The organism is Flavonifractor sp. An112 (assembly GCF_002161085.1).
In the GTDB taxonomy this organism is placed as follows: domain Bacteria; phylum Bacillota; class Clostridia; order Oscillospirales; family Oscillospiraceae; genus Flavonifractor; species Flavonifractor avicola.
In genome coordinates this window covers 180,925-204,681 of the sequence record NZ_NFLU01000003.1, presented here as the reverse complement: position 1 = coordinate 204,681, position 23,757 = coordinate 180,925, and the positions used below count along the sequence as shown (strand labels likewise).

22 protein-coding genes are annotated in these 23,757 nt (G+C 61.0%); 13 read left to right on the top strand and 9 right to left on the bottom strand.

What is annotated here, in order from left to right:
- Positions 1-10: 10 nt before the first annotated feature.
- From B5E56_RS04045 to B5E56_RS04015, 7 genes are all read right to left on the bottom strand, one after another.
- On the bottom strand, positions 11-202 hold the full coding sequence (locus B5E56_RS04045) for a hypothetical protein (RefSeq protein WP_087189476.1): 192 nt from the start codon (positions 200-202) through the stop codon (positions 11-13).
- A gap of 25 nt (positions 203-227) precedes the next feature.
- Positions 228-980: a peptidoglycan recognition protein family protein gene (locus tag B5E56_RS04040; RefSeq protein ID WP_087388751.1), complete on the bottom strand. Its 753-nt coding sequence runs from the start codon at positions 978-980 to the stop codon at positions 228-230.
- 44 nt (positions 981-1,024) lie between these two features.
- The gene (locus tag B5E56_RS04035; RefSeq protein WP_087388750.1) at positions 1,025-1,372 is read right to left on the bottom strand and encodes a hypothetical protein; all 348 of its coding nucleotides are present in this window, start codon (positions 1,370-1,372) and stop codon (positions 1,025-1,027) included.
- 66 nt (positions 1,373-1,438) lie between these two features.
- The gene (locus tag B5E56_RS04030; protein ID WP_087388749.1) at positions 1,439-2,224 is read right to left on the bottom strand and encodes an amino acid ABC transporter ATP-binding protein; all 786 of its coding nucleotides are present in this window, start codon (positions 2,222-2,224) and stop codon (positions 1,439-1,441) included.
- A gap of 13 nt (positions 2,225-2,237) precedes the next feature.
- Entirely contained in the window at positions 2,238-2,876 is a 639-nt protein-coding gene (locus B5E56_RS04025; RefSeq protein WP_087189480.1) for an amino acid ABC transporter permease, read from the bottom strand.
- 70 nt (positions 2,877-2,946) lie between these two features.
- The gene (locus tag B5E56_RS04020; RefSeq protein WP_087388748.1) at positions 2,947-3,798 is read right to left on the bottom strand and encodes a transporter substrate-binding domain-containing protein; all 852 of its coding nucleotides are present in this window, start codon (positions 3,796-3,798) and stop codon (positions 2,947-2,949) included.
- A gap of 78 nt (positions 3,799-3,876) precedes the next feature.
- Positions 3,877-4,464, bottom strand: coding sequence for a molybdenum cofactor guanylyltransferase (locus tag B5E56_RS04015; RefSeq protein ID WP_087189482.1), 588 nt, complete (start codon positions 4,462-4,464; stop codon positions 3,877-3,879).
- 137 nt (positions 4,465-4,601) lie between these two features.
- Between B5E56_RS04015 and B5E56_RS04010 the strand changes: the two genes are divergently transcribed.
- The 8 genes from B5E56_RS04010 to B5E56_RS03975 all read left to right on the top strand — a co-directional run bounded on the left by B5E56_RS04010 (position 4,602) and on the right by B5E56_RS03975 (position 16,442).
- Complete coding sequence (locus tag B5E56_RS04010; RefSeq protein ID WP_087388747.1) at positions 4,602-5,753, top strand: D-alanyl-D-alanine carboxypeptidase family protein; 1,152 nt, start codon at positions 4,602-4,604, stop codon at positions 5,751-5,753.
- 253 nt (positions 5,754-6,006) lie between these two features.
- Positions 6,007-8,154 (top strand): 1,4-alpha-glucan branching protein GlgB, encoded by a 2,148-nt coding sequence (glgB, locus tag B5E56_RS04005; protein ID WP_087388746.1) that lies wholly within the window; start codon positions 6,007-6,009, stop codon positions 8,152-8,154.
- A 60-nt stretch (positions 8,155-8,214) separates the two neighbouring features.
- A complete protein-coding gene (locus B5E56_RS04000; protein WP_087269779.1) occupies positions 8,215-9,423 on the top strand; it encodes a glucose-1-phosphate adenylyltransferase in 1,209 nt (402 codons plus the stop codon).
- The gene (gene glgD / locus B5E56_RS03995) at positions 9,420-10,535 is read left to right on the top strand and encodes a glucose-1-phosphate adenylyltransferase subunit GlgD (RefSeq protein WP_087189529.1); all 1,116 of its coding nucleotides are present in this window, start codon (positions 9,420-9,422) and stop codon (positions 10,533-10,535) included. The genes B5E56_RS04000 and glgD overlap by 4 nt, the downstream gene beginning before the upstream one ends.
- Before the next feature lie 104 nt (positions 10,536-10,639).
- Entirely contained in the window at positions 10,640-12,079 is a 1,440-nt protein-coding gene (gene glgA / locus B5E56_RS03990; RefSeq protein WP_087388745.1) for a glycogen synthase GlgA, read from the top strand.
- A gap of 114 nt (positions 12,080-12,193) precedes the next feature.
- A complete protein-coding gene (locus B5E56_RS03985; RefSeq protein ID WP_087388744.1) occupies positions 12,194-14,641 on the top strand; it encodes a glycogen/starch/alpha-glucan phosphorylase in 2,448 nt (815 codons plus the stop codon).
- Between the two features lie 113 nt (positions 14,642-14,754).
- The gene (locus tag B5E56_RS03980; RefSeq protein WP_087388743.1) at positions 14,755-15,240 is read left to right on the top strand and encodes an RNA polymerase sigma factor; all 486 of its coding nucleotides are present in this window, start codon (positions 14,755-14,757) and stop codon (positions 15,238-15,240) included.
- Positions 15,237-16,442: a hypothetical protein gene (locus B5E56_RS03975; protein WP_087388742.1), complete on the top strand. Its 1,206-nt coding sequence runs from the start codon at positions 15,237-15,239 to the stop codon at positions 16,440-16,442. The genes B5E56_RS03980 and B5E56_RS03975 overlap by 4 nt, the downstream gene beginning before the upstream one ends.
- Before the next feature lie 61 nt (positions 16,443-16,503).
- Here B5E56_RS03975 and B5E56_RS03970 read toward each other — a convergent pair whose 3' ends face one another.
- Positions 16,504-17,874, bottom strand: a complete 1,371-nt coding sequence (locus B5E56_RS03970; protein WP_158098662.1) for a rubredoxin — start codon at positions 17,872-17,874, stop codon at positions 16,504-16,506.
- Between the two features lie 198 nt (positions 17,875-18,072).
- Between B5E56_RS03970 and B5E56_RS03965 the strand changes: the two genes are divergently transcribed.
- From B5E56_RS03965 to B5E56_RS03955, 3 genes are read left to right on the top strand one after another with little or no spacing between them, the layout of a single operon-like run.
- Positions 18,073-19,197: a cysteine desulfurase family protein gene (locus tag B5E56_RS03965; protein ID WP_087388741.1), complete on the top strand. Its 1,125-nt coding sequence runs from the start codon at positions 18,073-18,075 to the stop codon at positions 19,195-19,197.
- A 4-nt stretch (positions 19,198-19,201) separates the two neighbouring features.
- Positions 19,202-20,602, top strand: coding sequence for an MATE family efflux transporter (locus B5E56_RS03960; protein WP_242958757.1), 1,401 nt, complete (start codon positions 19,202-19,204; stop codon positions 20,600-20,602).
- Positions 20,599-21,360: an MBL fold metallo-hydrolase gene (locus tag B5E56_RS03955; RefSeq protein ID WP_087388740.1), complete on the top strand. Its 762-nt coding sequence runs from the start codon at positions 20,599-20,601 to the stop codon at positions 21,358-21,360. The genes B5E56_RS03960 and B5E56_RS03955 overlap by 4 nt, the downstream gene beginning before the upstream one ends.
- A 34-nt stretch (positions 21,361-21,394) precedes the next feature.
- Here B5E56_RS03955 and B5E56_RS03950 read toward each other — a convergent pair whose 3' ends face one another.
- Positions 21,395-21,862 (bottom strand): GNAT family N-acetyltransferase, encoded by a 468-nt coding sequence (locus tag B5E56_RS03950; RefSeq protein ID WP_087388739.1) that lies wholly within the window; start codon positions 21,860-21,862, stop codon positions 21,395-21,397.
- A gap of 225 nt (positions 21,863-22,087) precedes the next feature.
- On the opposite strand from B5E56_RS03950, the gene hrcA reads away from it, so the two are divergent.
- Both hrcA and grpE read left to right on the top strand, forming a co-directional pair.
- Entirely contained in the window at positions 22,088-23,140 is a 1,053-nt protein-coding gene (hrcA, locus tag B5E56_RS03945; RefSeq protein WP_087388738.1) for a heat-inducible transcriptional repressor HrcA, read from the top strand.
- A gap of 16 nt (positions 23,141-23,156) precedes the next feature.
- Positions 23,157-23,696, top strand: a complete 540-nt coding sequence (gene grpE / locus B5E56_RS03940) for a nucleotide exchange factor GrpE (RefSeq protein ID WP_206404954.1) — start codon at positions 23,157-23,159, stop codon at positions 23,694-23,696.
- Positions 23,697-23,757 lie beyond the last annotated feature (61 nt).

Sequence of the window (23,757 nt, the reverse complement as noted above, 5' to 3'; positions counted from 1 at the left end):
GTTGCAGGTCTTACACAAACTCGTAGTCCACGAACTTGTCCTCGCCCTGCTTGTTGTCCTTGGTCTCTCCCACAAAGGTGCCCATCACATGGCAGTCGGGGCAGAAGCCGAACTCAGGCTCAGAGGCAAACTCCAGCTCATAGCGGTACTTCTTGCCGCACTGCGGGCACTCATAAAAGAAATAGTAGGTTCCCCAAGTCATTTTTACTTCCTCCTCTTTTTTCCTGTTACTTCCCCAGCAGACCCAGACGCTCCAGAATCAAAGCGGCCTGCTCCCGGGTCAGGGGAGCGCCGGGGGCGGTGCCGTCAAACACGCCGGCATCCTTGGCCTTGTTCCAGGCCTCTTTGGCCCACTCGCTCACCGTCCGGGCGGAAATCTCCCCCTCATGGGCGGTGAAGGCAGCGTCAAACTGCTCCTGCGTCATCTCCGGTTCACCCCCCTTCAGCCGCACTTTCACGTCGGCGCGGAGGGTATCCATGCTCTTGCCGTGCTTGGGGAACCATTGTCCCACATCGCTGTGGTTGGAGGCCACCCCCAGCTTACAGCCTTCCGCATGGTCGATGATGTCCTGCTCCGGGTCCAGGCCGTATTTTTCACACAGATAGGCGCACAGCTCCACCGCCGTGTCGTATACCTGCTGAAAATAGGCCTTGTTTTTTACCGGGTCGTATCCGATCATGGTGCCGCCTTTGTAGGTGTGCCCGGCAGGCTCCAGGATCTCAAAACTAATATGGGTGTTATTGGCCGCGCCGCCGGCGTGCCATCCCCGCCAGTTCCAGGGCAGAGTCTCCGTGACGCCCCCCTGGTGGACGATGGCATGGACACAGGCGTTCACCCCCGGTTTGTCCCAGGCCTTGAGAAAGACGTTGACGTCCGGCTGGGCCACGCCGGTGGAGTGGACCATGATCCCCTTGGGTTTGATGGTGCGCCCTGCCTTGTAGCAGTCGCTGTTGGTGAGAATATGCTCTGTGATGTGCATTGGCAACCCCTCCGGGTTATCCTATGCACTTCACAGATTTGCGGTTATTCTTCCTTGCTTTGGGCCTCCAGCTCCGCCCGGCGGGCGTCTCTGGCCTGGAGGGTCTCCTTCATGCTTCTGGGAGGCCGGGCATTGATGGTCTCCTGCCAGACCAACACCCAGGACCGCAGCTCCTCCAACCCCTCCTCCGTCATGGAGAAGGACTTCGTCTCCTCCACAGTGCTGTCCTGGAGCCGCCAGGGCCCCTCCCACACCTGGGCAGTCAGGGAGGGGGGATTCTCCTCGTCCCCCTTCACCGGGTCCACCCGGTAGCGCATCCGGCCGCCGCTGGCGGTCCAGAAATTCTCGTTTTCAAAGTGGGAAAGCACCGGCAAAAAAATGGCTTCCTCCATGGCGTCAACTCCTTGCAGTGTAAAAGCGTGGTATCCAGATTATGATACCACGCTTTTTGACTCTTTTCAATTCTCGGAATAGCGGGACAAAAACTGACGGGTCCGCTCTTCCCGGGGACTCTCGATGACCTGACGGGCGGGGCCCTGCTCCACGATGATGCCGCCGTCCATGAAGATCACCTGGTCGGCCACATCCCGGGCAAAGGCCATCTCATGGGTGACGATGATCATGGTGGTCTTTTGCTCAGCCAGGGAGCGAATCACCTTGAGCACCTCGCCGGTGAGCTCCGGGTCCAGGGCGGAGGTGGGCTCGTCAAAGCACAGGATGTCGGGCTGGAGGGCCAGAGCGCGGGCGATGGCCACCCGCTGCTGCTGGCCGCCGGAGAGCTGATGGGGATAGTGGCCCGCCCGGTCGGCCAAGCCCATCCGGTCCAGCAGAGCCTGGCCCTGAGTGCGGATCTCTTCCAGGATGGTCTTCTTGTTCTGCTTGAAGTCGGGCCGCTCCTTGGCCAGCAGCTCCCCGGCCAGGGTCACGTTCTCCAGGGCGGTGTACTGAGGGAACAGGTTGAAGGACTGAAACACCAGTCCGAAGTGGAGCCGCTTTTTCCGCACCTCGGCCTCCCGCTGGGTGGCGGGATCGTCGGCGTCAAAGAGGGTCTCCCCGTTGACCAGGATCTTGCCCTGGTTGGGTGTCTCCAGGAAGTTCAGGCAGCGCAGCAGGGTGGTCTTGCCGGAGCCGGAGGAGCCGATGATGGCCAGGGCCTGTCCCTGCTCCAGGGAAAAGCTGATGTCCTCCAGCACCCGGGTGGCCCCGAAATGCTTCTCAATGTGCTGTACGTCCAAAACAGGCATGGTCCGGGCCTCCTTACTTGAAATAGTTCAGCTTCTTCTCAAACCAGCTGAACAGCAGGGTGAGAATACCGTTGGCCACCAGATAGAACACGGCGGTGTAGAACAGGGGCCAGATCATACCTTTCTTGATGTAGGACTCACCCATCCAGATGATTTCATACACCGAGATGACCCGCACCAGTGCGGTATCCTTCACCAGGGTGATGAACTCGTTGCCCATGGGGGGCACGATACGCTTGATGACCTGAAGGAGGGTCACCTTGAAGAAGATCTGGCTGCGGGTCATGCCCAGCACCAGGCCGGCCTCCTGCTGGCCCGCCGGTACACCCTGAATACCGCCCCGGTAGATCTCGGAGAAGTAGCAGGCGTAGTTGATGACGAAGGTCACCACCGCCGCGGTGAACCGGGGCAGCAGGGGCAGGTCGAACATCAGGCCCGGGCCGTAGAACACAACCATGATCTGAAGCATCAGGGGAGTGCCCCGGACGATCCACACCACAGTTTTGACTACCCAGCGCAGGGGAGCGCACCGGCTCATGGAACCGAAGGAGATCACCAGACCCAGGGGCAGGGCAAACAGGAGGGTCAGGAGGAAGAGCTCCAGGGTGACCACAAACCCCTCCAGCAGGGTGAGCGTAACAGACATCAGCATAGCATTTCCCTCTTTTGACCGGGGAAGGGCAGAGAGCGCCCGGCTCTCTGCCCAATTCCCTTAGGCTATGTTATTTTTCGATGACGGACTCCTGGACGCCGTAGGTGGTGGCCGTCTCCATGACGGTACCGGCGTCATAGGCCTCTTTCCAGAAGGTGTTGAAGGCCTCGGTCAGATCGGAGCCCTTCCGGAAGGCCACGCCGTACTCCTCGTCGTTGAGCTGCACGGTGTAGGTCAGATCGGGGTAGCTGGTGCCCTCACCGATCATGGCGCCGGCCATCAGCAGGTCGATGACGCACGCGTCGGAGGCGCCGGAGGCCACCTCCATCAGGGCGTCGGCCTGGGTGGTCTTGGCCACATAGGTCAGGCCCAGTTCATCCAGCTGAGCCGCGCCCTGAGAACCGTTCTCCACGGCGAAGTTCAGGCCGCTGAGGCTCTCCACCGTCTGGTAATCCTCCGCCTTGTCAGCGGGAACCACCACCACCTGACCGTTGCGGCAGTAAGGCTCGGACACGGAGGCACCGGCCTTCACCTCGTCATTGATGGTCATGCCGTTCCAGATGACATCGATGCCCTTGGTATCCAGCTCCATCAGCTTGTTGTCCCAGTTGATCTCGATGAACTCCACTTCCACGCCTAGGCTCTCAGCAAAGGCCTTGGCCATGTCGGCGTCGAAGCCGATCCACTCGCCGTTTTCGTCCTTATAGTCCATGGGCTTAAAGTCAGTCATGCCAACAACGAGGGTGCCCTTCTCCTTCACATAGGCCATATCGCTCTCGGCGGCGGGGGTCTCAGAATTGCCGGCAGGGCTCTCACTGTTATTGGAAGGGGTATTGGCGGTACCGCCGGTGCCGCCACCGCAGGCGGCCAGGGTAAAGGTCAGTCCCAGCGCAAGGGCCAGAGCAGTCAGTCTCCGTTTCATGTACATTCCTCCAAACCATGTATGTCGTGGTTGCTTTCGTATGTTACCACACTAAAGCGTCGTTGTAAAGAGGAATTTTCATTTTTCTTTTTCCGATTCCACCGCACGACGGAACTCCACCCCTGTATTCACATTCCACAGGGCCCGCTCCAGGTCAAACTCCGGCAGTTCTTCCTCCTCCAGCCAGCGGCAGTCCACCCGGTCCAGCAGGGCCTTGACCGCCCGGCGGCCCTCATCCAGGCAGGCGGTCAGGGGCTCCAGACAGCTGCGGCGGTACAGGGCAAACAGGGGTTCAGCCTCCCCGCCCCGCCGCCGGATCACACAGGCGTCCCCATTCCCCACGCCGGCCAACACACGTTCTGCCAGCCCGGAGCAGGCAAAGGGCAGATCCACCGCGGCCAGGAACACCGCCTCCGCTTCGGTGCGGAGAAAGGCGGCCTCCAGCCCCGCCAGGGGGCCCTGGCCCGGTCTCAGATCGGGCAGTTCCCGGCAGCCGGGATAGCGCCCCGGCCGGTCCACCGACACATAGATCCCATCGAACAGCGGGGAGAGTTCCTTCGTCATCCGGTCCAGAAAACTTTGCCCCGCCAGGGACAGGCCCGCCTTGTCACGGCCCATCCGCCGGCTCTGCCCGCCAGACAGGATCACTCCAATGGTGCGCTCCATCCTCCTGCCTCCCTGTGTTTTTCAATGATTTTGCCATTGTACCAGAAAAAATTACCCACGTCAAAAGCCGTATAGAAGCCCTTTTCCCTCCATATCCTCTCCCACAGAGCATTTCAGCATTGGAGGCGTCACACACCATGAAAAAACTGGCCGCGGCCCTGCTGGCCGCCACCCTACTGGCTCTGCCCGTCCAGGCCGCCGAGGCCGATCCATCCGCCGCTGGTACGCCCACCGTAGATGCGGCAGGGGCTGTATTGATGGAAAAGGAGACAGGCACCGTTCTCTACGAGCAAAATGCCCACGACAAACTGGAACCCGCCAGCGTCACCAAAGTCATGACCCTGCTGCTGGTGATGGAGGCCATCGACAGCGGCAGCCTGTCCAAAGACGATCTGGTCACCGTTTCCGCCTACGCCGCCTCCATGGGCGGCTCCCAGGTCTATTTAAAGGAAGGCGAGCAGATGACGGTAAACGATCTGCTCAAGGCCGTGGCGGTGGCCTCGGGCAACGACGCCTCGGTGGCCCTGGCCGAACATCTCTGCGGCAGCGAGGAGGCCTTTGTGGCCAAAATGAACGAGCGGGCCGCCCAGCTGGGCATGACAGACACCTGCTTTGTCAACTGCACCGGCCTGCCGGCGGCGGGCCATCTCACCTCCGCCTATGACATCGCCCTGATGAGCCGGGAGCTCATCCTTAACCACCCCTCCATCCGGGACTACACCACCATCTGGATGGACTCCCTCCGGGACGGCCAGTTCCAGCTGGCCAACACCAACAAACTGATCCGATTCTATGAGGGAGCCACCGGTCTGAAAACCGGCTCCACCGATGCCGCCGGCTACTGCCTGTCTGCCACGGCGGAACGGGACGGCATGGAACTCATTGCCGTTATCCTGAAATCCTCCACCAAGGACACCCGGACGGCAGCCGCCCAGACCCTGCTTAACTATGGCTTTGCCAACTACACCCTGATGGATGTGTATCCTTCCCAGGCCCTACCACCGGTGGATGTACTGCTGGGTGAGCAGGAGACCGTCCAGCCCGTGCTCTCCCAGCCCACCCGAATTCTGGTCAATCGCTCCATGGTCAACCAGGTGGAGACTCAGCTGGAGCTGTGTCAGGATGTAGAGGCCCCGGTGGAGCCGGGACAGACTTTAGGCAGAATGACGGTGACCGCCGGTGATCAGGTCCTGGCCCAGATCACCATTGTGGCCGATCAGGCTGTGGCCCGTCTCTCCGCCCCCGGTATCTTCCTGCGCCTGATGCGCACCCTGCTCATGGCCGGCTGACGCCGGAAACCGAGGCCCGCCGCAGTAAAACTGCGGCGGGCCCTGCGCGTTCTTTACAAAAGATATTGCATATATTACTGGAAATTTTACACCCCAATTGGTAATCCGCGTCTTGACTATCTTGCCATATGGTTGTATACTTTACACAAATAAAATCCGCGTATTTTGGATTTTATTTATTACCAATGACAAGAACCCCCAGTTTACGTCATTCCAGCTATTCTGGGGGGCTGCCAACAAGGAGAGGATACCTATGGCTTCCACCAAACCGAGTACGATCCTCCATGATTTTTCACAGGGCCACGCAGTGCGGGCCCAGGAGTTTATGGGCGCTCACCCTGCTGTGCAGGACGGGCAGGATGGCTGGGTCTTCCGGGTTTGGGCTCCCCACGCCCAATTGGTCGCTGTAATGGGCGATTTCAACAGCTGGAACGACTCCGACCACCCCATGCAGCTGCTCTCCGACGGCGTTTGGGAGGTCTTTATCCCCGGTCTGAAGCAGTTTGACAACTACAAGTACGCGGTCCATACCGCCTCCGGCCGGGTCCTGGCCAAGGCCGACCCCTACGCCTTCCACGCCGAGACCCGTCCCGGCAACGCCTCCAAGCTCTATGACCTGTCCGGTTACGGCTGGGGAGACGGCAGCTGGATGGATTACCGGAAGAACAATCCGATTTACCAGAAGCCACTGAATATTTATGAAGTTCATTTGGGTTCCTGGCGGCGTACCGGCGAGGACGAGATGCTCTCCTACCGGGACATCGGCAAGTATCTGGTGCCCTATGTGAAGGAGATGGGATTCACCCATGTGGAGCTGCTTCCCATCACCGAGCACCCCCTGGACGCCTCCTGGGGCTACCAGTGCACCGGCTACTTTGCCGCCACCAGCCGGTACGGCACCCCCCACGACTTTATGTGGCTGGTGGACCAGCTCCATCAGGCCGGCATCGGCGTGATCCTGGACTGGGTACCCGCCCATTTCCCCAAGGACGCCTTCGGTCTGTATGAGTTTGACGGTGAACCCTGCTATGAGTACGCCGATACCCGCAAGGGCGAGCACGCCGACTGGGGCACCCGTGTCTTCGACTACGCCCGCCACGAGGTCCGCTCCTTCCTGTTCTCCTCCGCCCTCTTCTGGCTGGAGCAGTTCCACATCGACGGCCTGCGGGTGGATGCGGTGGCTTCCATGCTCTACCTGGACTACGGCCGCCAGGGCGGCGAGTGGGTGCCCAACGTGTTCGGCGGCCACGAGAACCTGGAGGCAGTGGACTTCATTCAGGAGCTCAACGGCCATGTGTTCCAGGAACACCCCGACGTGATGATGATCGCCGAGGAATCCACCGCCTGGCCCCGGGTATCCCACCCGGTGGGCGAGGGCGGCCTGGAGGGCGGCCTGGGCTTCAACCTGAAGTGGAACATGGGCTGGATGAACGACATCCTTCACTACATCAAGCTGGACCCCTATTTCCGGCAGTTCAACCACAAGGACATCACCTTCTCCCTGATGTACGCCTTCTCGGAGAACTTCGTGCTCCCCCTGTCCCACGACGAGGTAGTTCACATGAAGGGCTCCCTCATCAACAAGATGCCGGGCACCAACGAGGAGAAGTTTGCCGGCGTCCGGGCCTTCTACACCTATATGCTCACCCATCCCGGCAAAAAGCTGCTGATGATGGGCAGCGAGTTCGGCCAGTGGAACGAGTGGCATTATGAGCACTCCCTGGACTGGCACCTGCTGGACCCGGACCAGGAGTGGGCAAAGCCTCACCGCCAGTTGCAGTACTACTTCAAGCAGGCCAACGCCTTCTACCTGGCCCACCCCGAGCTGTGGGAGCTGGACTTCTCCTGGGAGGGCTTTGAGTGGATCGAGGCCAATGACAATCAGGCCAACACCGTGGCCTTCCTGCGAAAGGACGCCAAGGGAGACGCCCTGGTCATCGTGTGCAACTTCTCCCCGGTGGACCGCACCGGCTATACCGTGGGCGTACCTGTCCCCGGCGTGTACTCCGTTGTGTTCAACTCTGACGATCTCGACTTCGGCGGTAAGGGGGGCGGCGACCACGAACCGGTCCGCAGCCGCTATGTAGAGAGCCAGGGGCGGGAGCAGTCCATTACCATTTCCCTGCCGCCCATGAGTGCGGTGATCTATAAGTGTACCCGTAAGTTCCCCGTCCGCAAGAAGAAGGCGGATAAGGAGGAAGCCCCCAAGCCCGCCGTGCGCAAGAAGGCCGCCACTCCCGCCGTCAAAGCGGAGGCCGCCAAGCCCGCGGTCCGCAAAAAGGCTGCCGCTCCCGCGGTAAAGGAGGCTGCCCCCAAGCCTGCCGTCCGCAAGAAGGCCGCCGCTCCCGCCGTTAAGGCGGAGGCCGCCAAACCCGTGGTCCGCAAAAAGAAGGAAAAGTGACCCCTCTCCGGAGAGCCGGAGTTTATCAGTTAGTTCCAGTTCAAACTCTGAGGTGATAGAATGAAAAAGGAATGTGTTGCCATGTTGCTGGCCGGCGGGCAAGGCAGTCGCCTGCACGCCCTCACCAGCCACGTGGCCAAGCCCGCAGTCCCCTTCGGCGGTAAGTACCGCATCATCGACTTCCCCCTGTCCAACTGCATCAACTCCGGCATCGACACCGTGGGTGTGCTGACCCAGTACCGCCCCATGGAACTCAATGCCTACATCGGCAACGGCGAGCCCTGGGATCTGGACCGCTCCTACGGCGGCGTCCACATCCTGCCCCCCTATATGCGCGAGGGTGAGAAGGGCACCTGGTACAAGGGTACCGCCAACGCCATCTACCAGAACATCAACTTCCTGGATACTTACAATCCGGATTATGTGCTCATTCTGTCTGGCGACCACGTCTACAAGATGGATTATGCCGATATGCTCCGCCGCCACAAGGAGGCTAAGGCCGCCTGCACCATCTCCGTGCTGGAAGTCCCCATGGCGGAGGCTCCCCGCTTCGGCATCATGAACGTCAACGAGAACGACGACATCTATGAGTTCGAGGAGAAGCCCAAGAAGCCCAAGAGCAACCTGGCCTCCATGGGCATCTATATCTTCACCTGGAAGAAGCTGCGGGAGTACCTCATCGCCGACGAGGAGGACGAGAAGAGCGCCAACGACTTCGGCAAGAACATCATCCCTGCCATGCTCAATGCCGGCGAGAAGATGACCGCCTATCGCTTCAAGGGCTACTGGAAGGACGTGGGCACCATTGACTCCCTGTGGGATGCCAACATGGATATGCTCTCTCCCGACAACGGCATCGATCTGTACGACAACGAGTGGCCCATCTTTGCCCGCACCCCCACCAAGCCCCCTCACTTCATGGGTAAGAACGCCAAGGTGGACCATTCCATGGTCACCGGCGGCTGCGAGGTGTACGGCACTGTGGAGAACTCCGTCCTGTTCCACTCCGTCATCGTGGAGGAGGGCGCTGTGGTGCGCTATTCCATCCTGATGCCCGGCACCGTGGTCAAGGCGGGCGCCGTGGTGGAGTATTCCATCATCGCGGAGAACAGCGTCATCGGTGAGCGGGCCCGGGTGGGCTCCTCCCCCGACGGCACTGAGGACTGGGGCGTGGCCGTGGTGGCCCAGAACCTGACTGTGGGCCCCGACGCTGTGGTCTCTCCCAAGGCCATGATTACTCGTAACGTGAAAGGAGGTGGGGTGAAATGATGAACAAACTGCACGGCATCATCTTCTCCTACCTTTCCAACCCCGACCTGCGGGAGCTGACCCAGAACCGCAACACCTGCTCCATCCCCTATGGCGGCCGGTACCGGGTCATTGACTTCATGCTCTCCAACATGGTCAACGCCGGTATCTCCGACGTTGGCATGATCGTGGATGCCAACTATCAGTCCCTGCTGGACCACGTGGGCTCCGGCAAAGACTGGGACCTGTCCCGCAAGCACGGCGGCCTGCGCATCCTGCCCCCCTTCAGCTACTCCGGCAGACGGGAAGGGATGTACCGGGGCCGTATGGACGCCCTGGCGGGCATCCGCTCCTACCTCCAGAACATCCGTCAGGATCACGTGGTGCTGGCCGGCGGCGACCTGGCGGTGAGCCTCCCCCTGCGGGATATCTTTGAGGCCCACATCCGCAACGACGCCGACATCACCGCCGTGTGCACCGGCCATCCCAAGGGCGACCCCAAGGGCTGCGACTACTTCACCATCGGCGCCGGCGGACGGATCACCGACGTGTCGGTCCATCCTCCCATCGCTCAGGGCTGTGAGTCCCTGGAGGTTTACATTCTCTCCAAGGAGCTGCTGCTCTCCCTGGTGGACCATTGTGCCGCCCACAACATCCACTCCTTCAGCATTGGTGTGCTCCAGTCCATGGTGGGCCAGCTGAAGATCGTCCCCTATGTGTTCGACGGTTATGCCGCCCGGCTGCAGTCGGTGGCGGGCTACTTCGCCCGCAGCATGGAGCTGCTGGATCCCGCCGTCCGGGAGCAACTCTTCGTGCCCGACCGTCCCGTCCGCACCAAGGACCGCTCCGATCCCTCCACCTACTATGGACCCGACTCCCGCTCCTACAACTCTCTGGTGGCCGACGGCTGCATCATTGAGGGCGAGGTGGAGAACTCCATCCTCTTCCGGGGCGTCCGGGTGGAAAAGGGCGCCAAGGTCTCCGGCTGTGTGCTGATGCAGGGCACCACCATCCAGGCCGGCGCCGTGCTGAAATATGCCATCACCGACAAGAACGTCCGGGTCAACCCGGGCCGGATGCTGATGGGCCACAGCACCTACCCCCTGGCCATCGCCAAAAACGAGATCGTCTGACCTGTATGCGGGGAGGCGGCGGCAAAACGCCGCCGCCTCCCTTTCCTGCGGCGTCTCCCGGGAGGCGTCCCGCATCCCGGCAAATTTATGGTTGGAGGTAATGTATGAATATCCTGTTTGCCACCTCTGAGTGCGCTCCTTTCATCAAAACCGGCGGACTGGCCGACGTGGCCGGCGCTCTCCCCAAGGCCCTGGCCAAGGACGAGAACAACGACGTCCGGGTGATCCTGCCTCTGTATGAGGGGATCGGCGAAGAATGGCGCAGCCAGATGACCTTTTTGAAATGCTTCCATATCACTGTGGCCTGGCGCACCCCCTACTGCGGTATCTTTGAGCTGAAGCGGGACGGCGTCACCTACTGGTTCGTGGACAACGAATATTACTTCAAGCGCGCCTCCATCTACGGCCACTATGACGACGGCGAGCGCTTCGCCTACTTCTCCCGGGCCGTTGTGGAGTCCATGGGCTGGCTCGACTGGCATCCCGATGTGCTCCACTGCAACGACTGGCAGACCGCCCTGGTGCCCATCTACCTGCTGGAGGAGCGTCACCGCATTCCTCAGCTGTATGACACCAAGAGCGTGTTCACCATCCACAACATCGAGTACCAGGGCCGCTATGGCAGCCAGACCCTGAAGGACCTGTTTGGCCTGAATGCCGGCTACTTTAACGAGCATATGCTGGCCTATCACGGCGACGTGAACCTGATGAAGGGCGCCATCTACGCCGCCGACTATGTCACCACGGTATCTCCCACCTACGCCGATGAGCTGCAGTACAGCTTCTACGCCCACGGCCTGGAGGGTGTCATTGCCGACAACCGCCACAAGCTGCGGGGCATCCTCAACGGCATCGACACCGAGGTATACGATCCCTGGCACGACAAGGGCCTGACCAAACCCTTCTCGGTCAAGCAGATGGGCGGCAAGAAAAACTGCAAGGCCGCTCTCCAGCAGATGTCCGGCCTGCGGGAAAATCCCGACACTCCTATTATTGCCTGTGTCTCCCGCCTGGTGAAGCATAAGGGCTTCGACCTGGTCACCGCCGCCATCCACGATATTATGGGCATGGACGTGCAGATGATCGTACTGGGCACCGGCGACTGGAACTTTGAGGAGGCCTTCCGTCAGGCTCAGAACCAGTATCCCGGCCGCTTCGCCGCCCATATCATGTACTCCCCCAATCTGTCCACCGCCATCTACGGCGGCGCCGATCTCTTCCTCATGCCCTCCGTCGCCGAGCCCTGCGGCCTGAGCCAGATGATCGCCATGCGCTACGGCACCATCCCCGTGGTGCGGGAAACCGGCGGCCTGCGGGACTCCGTGGTCCCCTACAACAAGTTCACCGGCGAGGGTACCGGCTTCTCCTTTGCCAACATCAACGCTCACGAGATGACCGGCGTGCTTGCCGACGCGGTAAACCTCTATCACAACGACCAGAGTGCCTGGAAGGGCCTCCAGAAGAACGCCATGTCCGCCGATTTCTCCTGGACCCGCTCCGCCGCTGCCTACCGGGAGATCTACAGCTGGGTCACCGGGAAGTAATGGGAAGGTTTTCCTTCTCTTGACAAATGGAATCCTGTTGTGATAAAATTCCGCTCCGCAGGGGGATTTTCCCTGCGGAGCGCCTATTTTGTTGCTATCCTAACTGTATAGGAGATGTCTGCATTGCATAAATACACAAAAAAAGAGCTGATGACCCTCATTACCGGCAAATTGCGCCGCAATTTTGGCCGTGACGTGGAGGAGGCCACCAGCCTTCATATGTTCAAGGCCTGCGCCATGGTGCTGCGGGATATCATTTCCGAGCGGCAGATGAAGTCCGAGGACAAGGTGATCGCGGAGCACAAGCGCCAGGTCCACTATCTGTCCCTGGAGTTCCTCATGGGCCGCTCCCTGATGAAGAACGCCTACAACCTGGGCGTGCTGGAGCCTCTGAAGGAGGCCATCGAGGGGCTGGGCTTCTCGGCTCCCGACCTGTTTGAGACCGAGCCCGACGCCGGTCTGGGCAATGGCGGCCTGGGCCGTCTGGCTGCCTGCTATCTGGACTCCATGACCACCCTTGACATCCCCGCCACCGGCTACTCCATCTGCTACGAGCTGGGTATCTTCAAGCAGAAGATCGTGGACGGCCAGCAGGTGGAGCTGCCCGACAACTGGCTGGGTCTGGGCGACGCCTGGCTCATCTCCAAGATGGATGAGGTGGAGGAGGTCCGCTTCGGCGGCAAGGTGGAGGACGAGTGGGATGAACTGGGTCACCACCGCATCAAGCACACCGGCTACGACGTGGTTCTGGCCGTGCCCAAGGACATGGAGATCTCCGGCTACAGCACCGAGCACGCCAACATCCTCCGCCTGTGGGACGCCAAGAGCCCCACGCCGGTGGATATGCACCTGTTCTCCTCCGGCCAGTACCTGAAGGCGGTGGAGCAGCGGGCCATGGCGGAGTCCATCTCCAAGGTGCTCTACCCCGAGGATAACCACTACGAGGGCAAGTCCCTGCGTCTGAAGCAGCAGTATTTCTTCGTGTCCGCCACCATTCAGTCCATCGTGCGCAAGCACCGGGCGGAATACGGCACCCTGCGCAACTTCCACCAGAAGCACGTCATCCAGATCAACGACACCCACCCCACTCTGGCCATCCCCGAGCTGATGCGCATTCTGCTGGACGAGGAGGGCTACGGCTGGGATGAGGCTTGGTATATCGTCACCCACACCATCGCCTACACCAACCACACCGTGCTGGCCGAGGCTCTGGAGCGCTGGCCCCAGCAGCTCATCGAGAACCTGCTGCCCCGGATCTGGCAGATCCTTATTGAGATCTCCAACCGGTACCAGAAGGTGCTCACCGACTATTTCCACGGCGACCTGTCCAAGGTGGCTCCCATGGCCATCATCTGGGGGGGCGAGGTGCGCATGGCCAACCTGTGCGTGTGCGCCTGCTTCAAGATCAACGGCGTGTCCGCCCTCCACTCTGAGATTCTGAAGAAGGACGTCTTCCACGACGCCTATCAGCGCACCCCCGACAAGTTCACCAACGTGACCAACGGCATTGACCACCGCCGCTGGCTGGGCGAGTGCAACCCCCGGCTGGATGAGCTGATCCGGGACTGCTGCGGCAGCGACAAGTACCTGCTCCAGCCCGACGCCCTGAAGGACCTGGAGAAGTTCCAGGACGACGCCGGGGTTCTGTCCCGCCTGGGCGAGATCAAGGCCGCCAACAAGAAGGCCTTCGCCACCTGGGTGGCCCGGGAGCACGGCATCTTCCTCAACACCGACGCCATGTTCGACGTACAGGTGAAGCGACTCCACGAGTACAAGCGTCAGCTGCTCAACGTGCTGCACATCATCTACCTATACCAGCGGATGAAGAACGATTCCCACTTCGACTTCACCCCCCGCACCTACCTGTTCGGCGCCAAGGCGGCCCCCGGCTACGCCGTGGCCAAGCGGATCATCCGCCTCATCAACTCCGTGGCCGACATGATCGCCAAGGACCCCATCTGCAAGGACCGGCTCCAGGTGGTCTTCCTGGAGAACTACCGGGTAAGCCTGGCCGAGAAGCTGATGCCCGCCTCCGAGCTCTCCGAGCAGATCTCTACCGCCGGCAAGGAGGCCAGCGGCACCGGCAACATGAAGTTCATGATCAACGGCGCTGTGACCATTGGCACCCTGGACGGCGCCAACGTGGAGATGCACCAGGTGCTGGGCGACGAGAACATCTTCCTCTTCGGCCTGAAGGCCCACGAGGTTGCCGAGCTCAAGCACAACGGCTACAAGTCCTATGAGTACTATATCCACAACAACGACCTGCGGTCTGTGGTGGAGCAGCTCAACCTGGGCTTTGGCGACGGCATCAACTACGACGACATCGCCCGCCGGCTGCTGTTCGGCGACGGCGGCCCCGCCGACGAGTACCTGCTGCTGGCCGACTTCGAGAGCTACCGGGATGCCCATGCCCGGGCCGGTCAGGCCTATCAGGACCCCAAGCGTTGGAACAAGATGTCTCTCATGAACATCGCCCGCTCCGGCATCTTTGCCGCCGACCGTTCCATCCGGGACTACGCCAAGGATATCTGGAACGTCCCCGTCCGGGAGATCAAGTAAATCACCTGCGATTCCGCGGGCGGCCAAAAGGCCGCCCGCTTTTTTGCCCGGATGCAATCATTTGGCCCGCCGCCGCGCTTTCTAGACAGAAGGACAAGAAGGGAGTGAACGCAATGCCCACCCTCAATGGCAATTCTCTCTCCTGTGAGGAGATCCTGGACCGCTACGGCCCGCTGGTCTACCGTATGGCCATCCAGGGCACCGGCAGCGTGGCTGACGGGGAGGACGTGGCCCAGGAGGTCTTTGTGAGCCTCATCCAGTGCGACCCCCGCTTTGCCGATGAGACCCACCTGAAAGCCTGGCTCATCCGGGCCACCGCCAACCGCTGCAAAAGCTGGGGGCGCTCCCCCTGGCACAGGCGCACCGTTCCTCTGGAGGAGGCCCGTCAGGCCGCCCCGCCGCCGGAGACCGGCGGCACCTGGGAGGCGGTGGCCGCCTTACCTCCCAAATACCGCTGGCCGGTGTACCTCCACTACATCGAGGGCTATACCGCCGCCGAAATCGCCCAACTGCTGGGCTGTCCCCGGAACACGGTGCTCTCCCGGCTGAGCCGGGCCAGAGCCAAGCTGAAAGACGCGCTGAAGGAGGAATGGGCATGAACAGCAAAGATTACCGCAGCACTCTGGGCGGTGTGACCCCCTCCCCCGCCTGGCGGGAGCGCACTCTGGCTGCCATGGAGCAGGCACAGGGACAGAAGCGGCCCTCCCGTAAGCCTCTGGCCATCGCCGCCACGGCGGCGGTCCTGGCTGTAGCAGTCACCGGTGGCGTATGGCTGTCCGGCCGGACCGAAGTGGACCCCGACGGCCCCGGCACCGCCCGCACCCCGGAGCCGGTGGTGACCCCTACGCCTACCATTGATCCCGAATGGATCTATTTTGAAACCTTTTCCATTGTGACCGACCCCAGCCAACTCATGGGCAACAATCCCACCGCCGGACGGCTGGAGGAACTGACCGAGCTGCCCGTCTATGAGAATCCCATCCCCACGGAGGATCAGCAGCGCGTTCTGCTGAATCATCTGGCGGAGGAACTGGGCTGTACCATTGCCGAGACCGATTGGTCCCCCGGCACCGGGGAGGAAACCATGGGCCGGGAGCCCATCCTGGAGGCAGAATGTACCGACGGCACTCAGCTGCGGCTAAGGGGCGTGTACAGCCTGCAAATTTATGATTCTCCCGACCTGGCCGCCGTGACCGAAACCGTCCGCAGCTATCTCATCTACAACGACATGACGCCAGAGGAGATGCTTTCCTCCTCCAACATACCCCCCCAGACCAGCCAGGAGACCCTGGAGGACTATGCCTATACCGGAGAATCCATGCCCACCCAGGCCACCTTCCTGCTGGACCCGGACGCCACCCTGGAGGAGCAGATCTACTCCTACAGTTTTCAGCGCATGGAAGTGCGGAATAATTCTCTGACCCTCTACCTCCAGCCCGGGGCGAGCGTGGGTACCTACCCCCTCCGCTCCCCCGACGACGCCCTGGATTCCTTCCGCTCCTGGGACTACTGGGGCAGCAGCTTTACCTACCACCCTGAAGATGCCCAGATCATCTTTGTCTCCCTGGAGTACGATATCAGTATGGGCCAGCCCTACTTCCAGCCGGTGTACCGTATTCTGTTCACACAGGACTACTGGGACATGGCCGACCGTATGTTTGACGGAGTGGACCCCTCCCCCTTTATGGGCGTAGGGGTAGCCTACGTCCCCGCCATCGATCCAAAGTATCAGGACGAGGTACCCTACCGGCGATATTTCAATGACGGTCTGGCCCACCACATTCCGGAGGAGCTGGCCTGAGAACAGAAAAAATGGCCTGTTGCAGCGCTGCTGCAACAGGCCATTTTCATGTTGAACCGGCTTACTCGGCCTTCTTGAACATATCCTTGTCCACGCCGCACAGGGGGCAGGACCAGGAGGAGGGCACCTGCTCCCAGGGGGTACCGGGGGCCACGCCGTGGGCGGGGTCGCCCTCAGCGGGATCATAGATGTAGCCGCACAGGGCGCACACCCACTTGCCACCCTCGGTCTTGGGGGCGTCCACCGGCACGGTGCACAGGGCGGCCACAGACTTGGCATACTCGGCCATGGCATCCAGGTCGGCCTGGGTGGGAGTGAAGAGCACCCGGAAGGGGGCCTCGGGGGCGGCATAGCGCAGGCCCTTCAGGAAGGTGTGGAGCATGGGGGCAGCCTCGCCGCTCCAGCCGTAGGCACCAAAGGCGCCGGCGGCCTTGCCCTTCAGGTTGATGGGATCAATGGAGGTGAGCACATCCCACACAGCCTTGGGGGCGGCACGGTTGATGGTGGGGGAACCCACCAACAGCACGTCGGCCTCATGGGCCAGCTTCACGCACTCGGCATAGGGCACCACGGTGACGTCGGCGGTGGTGACGGCGTAGCCCTCACCCTCCAGAGCCTTGGCGGCAGCTTCCGCCAGAGTGCGGGTGCAGCCGTAGGCGGAGGCATACACTACAAAGGCGGTGCGCTGGGTCTTGGGAGCGGGGGTGCTCCAGGTGCGGTAGAGCTCCTTGGCCTTGCCGATGGTCTCGGTCAGGCAGGGACCGTGGCTGGGGCAAACCAGCTCCACGTCGGCTGGCATCTTGTCCAGACCGGCCAGCACGCTGGGCTTGAAGGGCCCGAAGATACCGGCGTAGTAGTAGGCAAACTCGCCCTCATAGGCGGCCTTGTCGTGGATGTTCTTATCCAGCATGGTGGGCTCACAGAAATGAGCGCCCAGGAAGTCGCAGGTAAAGAGGGTCTTGCCCGCCTTGTCCCAGGTAAACATGGAGTCGGCCCAGTGGAGCATGGGAGAGGGGATGAACTCCAGCACCCGGTTGCCCAGGTCCAGGGTATCGCCGGCAGCCACGGTGCGGCAGGGCAGATCCAGGTTGGTGATGTCCTGCAGGTGCTTTTTGCCCGCCTTGGTGGCGATGATCTCCAGCTTGGGGCAGATCGCCATCAGCTTGGCCACGCTGCCCGAGTGGTCGGGCTCGTTGTGGTTCATAATCAGGTAATCCACATCCTCCACAGGAATGACCTGGCGGATGTTGTCCAGATATTCATCAAAATAGTCGGTATGTACCGTCTCGATCAGGACGTTCTTCTCTCCCGTCAGCAGGTAGGCATTGTAGGAGGTACCATATTTGGATTCCATTACGATGTCAAAGACCCGCAGCGCAGGGTTGAGGACGCCCACAGACCAGAGATTTTCACGCAGCTTGATGGCGCTCATGGTGGTTCCTTCCTTTCTTATTGTCAAAAATTATTTCCTAGCAGGTCACAGTATATTATCCTCTCTTCCGCTTGTCAAGCGCTATGGGATAAACTGTCACGTCTGTTTTCCACAATTCTGCCGCCTTGACTTTCTTTCTGCACAAGAATACAATGGATAATTGTGAAATCATGATTTTTTTGTCTGAGGTGACCGTCCATGTCCATCTATCTGGATAACGCAGCAACCACCCCGGTCTGTCCGGCAGCGGCCCGGGCCGCCTACGAGGCCATGACGGAGGGCTACGGCAACCCCTCCTCCGGCTACGCCATCGGCCAGGCCGCCGCCGCCAAGGTAAAGGAGTATCGGGCTGTGGTAGCCGGCAAGCTGGGCTGCTTGCCGGAGGAGCTCACCTTCACCTCCTGCGGCACCGAGGGAGACAACTGGTCCATCCGAGCCGCCGTGGACCACGGCAGGCGGACGGGCAAGCACATCATTACCACCGCCATCGAGCATTCCGCCGTGCTGGAACCCATCCGGGCCCTGGCCGCCCAGGGCTATGAGGTCACCTATCTGAAGCCGGACAAGTCCGGCCACGTCTCCATCGACGATCTGAAGGCCGCCCTGCGGCCCGACACAGTGCTGGTGTCCATGATGCTGGTCAACAACGAACTGGGCACCCTCCAGCCGGTCAAGGAGGCCGCCCAGGCCATCAAAGCCGCCCACTGTCCCACCCTGCTCCACTGCGACGCGGTACAGGCCTTCCTGAAGGTCCCCTTTACCCCCAAGGAGCTGGGGGTGGACCTGCTCACCATCAGCGGCCACAAGATCCGGGCACCCAAGGGCATCGGCGCCCAGTACATCCGCAAGGGTCTGGACCTGAAGCCCCTGCTGCTGGGAGGCGGACAGGAAAACGGCCTGCGTTCCGGCACCGAGCCTACCGCTCAGCTGGCCGCCCTGGCCGCTGCCTGTGAGGCCTGGGACACCGACGCGCCCGCTCGCATCGCAGCTGTAAAGGCCCACGCCCTGGAGGTTCTCTCCTCTGTTCCCGGCCTGGAGGTGGTCAGCCCCGGCGACGCTCCCCACATCTGTGCCATTTCTCTGCCTGGCTATCCCAGCGAAATGCTGGTGCGGGATCTGTCCGACCGGGGGATCTACGTCTCCTCCGGCTCGGCCTGCCACAAGGGCAAGCCCAGCCACGTCTTTGCCGCTCTGGGCCTGCCCAAACGCACCCTGATGGGTGTACTGCGCATCTCCTTCTCCCCCGACAGCACCTGTGAGGATGCCGACGCTCTGGCCGCCGCCCTCACGGAGATCACACAGACTCGGATCGCAATGAGGTGAGGATTTGTTTTCCTACATGAACCGGGGACGGGCTTTTTACCGCAATGTAGTATCATTGGCCCTGCCCATCCTGCTGCAAAATCTGTGCACCACCCTGCTGGGTCTGGTGGATACGTTTATGGTAGGCAGCCTGGGAGAGGCCCCTCTGGCCGCCGTATCCCAGGCCAACCTGCCGGTATTTGTGATCCAGCTGGTGATCTTCGGACTGCAAAGCGGTTCCTCAGTACTCATCAGCCAGTTCTGGGGCAAGAAGGACACCGACACCATCAACCGGGTCATCGGCATCGGCTGCTATGTGGCGGGAGCCATTGCCGCTCTGTTTGCCATCATCATGTGCTTTTTCCCCACCCAGCTTATGGGCCTGCTCACCGATAATGAAGAGCTGATCCCTCTGGCTGCCAGCTACGCCCGCATCGTAGGCCCCTCCTACCTCTTTAACAGCCTCACCGGTGTGTATGTGGGCGCCCACCGCTCTATGGAGAACCCCAAACTGGGCATGATCGTCTTTGCCACCTCCATGGCCGCCAACACCTTCCTGAACTGGGTGTTCATTTTCGGTAATCTGGGCGCCCCCGCTCTGGGGGTGGAGGGCGCGGCCTTTGCCACCCTGCTCTCCCGTATCCTGGAGTTCGGTATCACCATGACCTACGCTCTCACCAACAAGCGGTTCAAGCTCAAGCCCACCCTCATGTTCCGGCCGGGACGGCCCCTGATCCAGAAGTTCTTCCGCTACTCCGGTCCGGTAGTCCTCAATGAGACTCTGTGGGGCCTGGGTACCTCCATGCACAAGGTGGTCATGGGCCATATGGAAAACTCCACCGAGATTCTGGCCGCCCGGGCTCTGGCAGGCAATCTGGAGGATTTGTGTACCGTGGCCATCTTCGCCGTGGGCGGTACCACCGCCATCATCATCGGCCGGGAGATCGGAGCCGGGCGGCGGGAGCACATCTATGAGATCGGAGCCACCCTGGACACGTTGGCTATGGGCTGCGGCCTGGTGATCGGCGGACTGCTGGTCACCTTTACCCACACCTTCTTCCCCACCCTGGTCTATCCCTTCTTCCATCTGTCCCCCATGGCGGGAGAGATTGCCACCATGATGCTCACCATGATCGGCGTCTGCCTCCCCCTGCGGGCCTTCAACTCGGTAAACACCGTGGGCGTGCTCCGGGGCGGCGGCGACGTGCGGGCGGCCTCCCTCATCGACGTGTGCCCCCTGTGGCTGGTGGCCCTCCCCCTGTCCGCCCTCTTCGGTCTGGTGCTGAAGTGGGGTGTCTTCTGGGTGTATGTGGGGGTCATCATGGAGCAGATCACCAAGTTTATCGTGGGCGTGCCCCGGTTCCGCTCCAAGGCATGGATCAATGACGTGACCCAATATGTGAAGAAAGAGGAGGTCTCCCCATGAAGATCACCGTTCTGATGGAAAACTCCGCCCGGGATGGGCTGATCCCCGAGCACGGCCTGTCCTTTTATATGGAATACCGGGGCGGGCGCTACCTGCTGGACGCCGGAGAGTGCGGCGCGGTGGTGTACAACGCCGCCAGGCTGGGGGTGGATCTGTCCAAGGTGGACAAAGCCGCTCTGTCCCACGGACACTATGACCACGCCGACGGCTTCAACGCCTTTTTTGCCGTTAATCCTTCCGCCTCCGTCTACGCCCGTCCCCGGATTACCGACCCGGAGATCTGGGCGGAGAAGGAGTACATCGGTGTCAACATGGGGATGTTCTGCCGCCACGAGAAGCGCTTTGACCTGGCCGACGGCCCCCGGGACCTGGCGGAGGGCCTCCACCTGATCCCCGACCAGGTGAAGCACGAGCAATCCCTGGTGGCTGAGACCGCCGAAGGTCTGGTGGTCCTCAACTCCTGCTGCCACGCTGGAGTGGTGAAGATTCTCACCCAGCTCTCCGAACAGTTCCCCGGCACCCCCATCCGTGCGGTATTGGGCGGCTTCCACCTGATGGGCAAGGAGGGTGTTACCACCCTGGGCCCTACCCCGGAGAAGGTACGATCCATCGCCGCCGCCCTGCGGGATGATTTAAAGGTACAGGATATCTACACCGGCCACTGCACCGGAGATCCCGCCTACGCCCTGCTGGAGGAGGAGCTGGGCCACAGGCTCCACCACCTCACCGCCGGAGCTGTATACGAATTTGCCGACTGAATCAAAAAGGACGCGCCTGCGGCGCGTCCTTTTTTTATAATTCCCGTTCCATTCTAATATCAGACAGTTGAAACCACTTATCAGAATACGTGACGTATTCAAATCCCAGCTTCTCATAGATCCGCAGGGCAGCCTTCAGCTTGTGGTTGGAGGTGATCACGATGGTCTTTTGTCCCGCGTCCCGGGCGGCCTGGATCACCGCCTCCATCAAAGCGGTGCCGATGCCCCGCTCCCGGTATTCCTCTTTGACGCCGAACTTCAATGCCTCGCACACACCATCGCCCTGAAGCTCCAGCATGACCATGCCCACGATCTCCTGCCCCCAGCGGGCCAGCAGCACACGGCCGCCCCCGGCGATAAAGCGGTGGGGATCGGCCAGCATCTCCAGGTCTACCGGCTCCAGCAGGTCATACTCCAGCAGCCAGGGCAGAGAGATGTCCTCCAGATCCTGTTTGTAGCGCTCCTCGTAGTCAATGATCTCCACGGGCACCGTTCCGTCCACAGAGACACCCCTCCTGTTTGCAAATATTGTTCCTTATTGGATAGAATACCATTGAACGGCTCCCGCGTCAACCGCTCTGATTTGCATTCAGAGTGCCCGTCTGCTATCTTTTCTTCGTTCACATTTAATTTACAACCCTGCCTATTGACTTTTCCGGCGGACGGTGCTACATTATCTTTAGCACTCAGGTAGTATGAGTGCTAAATCAAAAGTGAGGTGGCCGCTATGGATTTAACCGAACGCAAAAAACGAATCCTGCGCGCCATCATCGAAAGTTACATCCAGTCGGCGGAGCCGGTGGGTTCCAAGGCCATTGCCTCTTCCATCGGTATGGAGATCTCCTCCGCCACCATCCGAAACGAGATGGCGGATCTGGAATCTCTGGGACTGCTGGAAAAGCCCCACACCTCCGCCGGACGCATCCCCTCTCCCAAGGGGTATCGGTTCTACGTCAACGAACTGATGGAGGAGCACAAGCTCTCCCTTCAGGAGACCGAGCGCATTAACCAGGCCCTGCGGATGAAGATGCAGGAGCTGGACCGGGTGCTGGACCAGGCCGGCCGGGTGGTGTCTCAGTTGACCAACTACCCCGCCTTTGCTCTGTCCTCCGGCATGAGCCGGGTGACGATCCGCCGGTTTGACCTTCTGATGGTGGAGCACAACGCCTTTATCATCGTGGTAATGACCGACACCAATGTGGTGCGCAACCGGCTGATCCGGCTGCCCTCCGATTTGACGGAAGCTCAGCTGCAGATGCTCAACACCCTGCTCAACGCCACCTTTACCGGCCTGCCTCTGGATGAGATCACGCCGGAGCTGATGCGGGTGGCCCAGCACGCCGCCGGAGAGGCCTACGGGCTCATCTCCCTGGTTGTCTCCTTCGCGATGGAGGTGCTGGAGAGCCTGGAGCAACGCACCGTCCACACCTCGGGCATCGCCCATCTGCTGGAGCTGCCTGAGTACCGCTCTTTGGAGCGGGCCCAGCCTCTGCTGAGCTACCTCTCCGAGGACGCCGACCCCGCCCGTTTCCCCGTTCCCAAGGACGCCGCCATGAAGATCCTCATTGGCCCGGAAAATGTGGCCGACGCATTGAAGGACACCAGCGTAGTGGTGGCCAGCTACGATATCGGCGAAGGGATGCGGGGCGTCATCGGCGTGGTTGGTCCCACCCGTATGGATTACGCCAAAATCACCGCCCGCCTTTCCTATCTGGCCGAGGGTTTATCCCGGCTGTTCGGACACGGCGAGCTGCCGGGCGGCAGCGACGATCATAAATAGGAGATGAGTGCATCCCATGAGTAAGAAAGAGAAACAGCCCGAAGAGGTCACCCCTGAGGAGCAGACTGCACAGGCCGCCGCCCCCGAGGCTGCGGAAGAAGCCCCCAATCCCCTGCTGGAGGAGTTGGAGGCTCTGAAGCAGAATCTCACCGACCAGGAGGACAAGTTCCTCCGCCTGGCCGCCGAGTACGACAACTACCGCCGCCGCAGCCAGAAGGAAAAGGAGTCGGCCTGGGCCGATTCCAAGGCGGAGACCGCTGCCGCCTTCCTGCCGGTGTACGATAACCTGGAGCGGGCCCTCAAGCAGGACACCGCTGACGAGGCCTATAAGAAGGGCGTGGAGATGACCATGACCCAGCTGAAGGAGGTCCTCTCCAAGCTGGGCATCGAAGAGATCCCCGCCCTGGGCCAGACCTTTGACCCCAACCTCCACAACGCAGTGATGCACGTGGAGGATGAGAACGCCGGTGAGAACACCATTGTCGAGGTATTCCAGTCCGGCTTCCGCAGCGGAGACAAAGTGATCCGCTTCGCCATGGTCAAGGTTGCCAACTGACTGTTCAGGCACACAATGTGCGCTGACATTCCAAAGTTAAAAAACAATTTACGATATATTG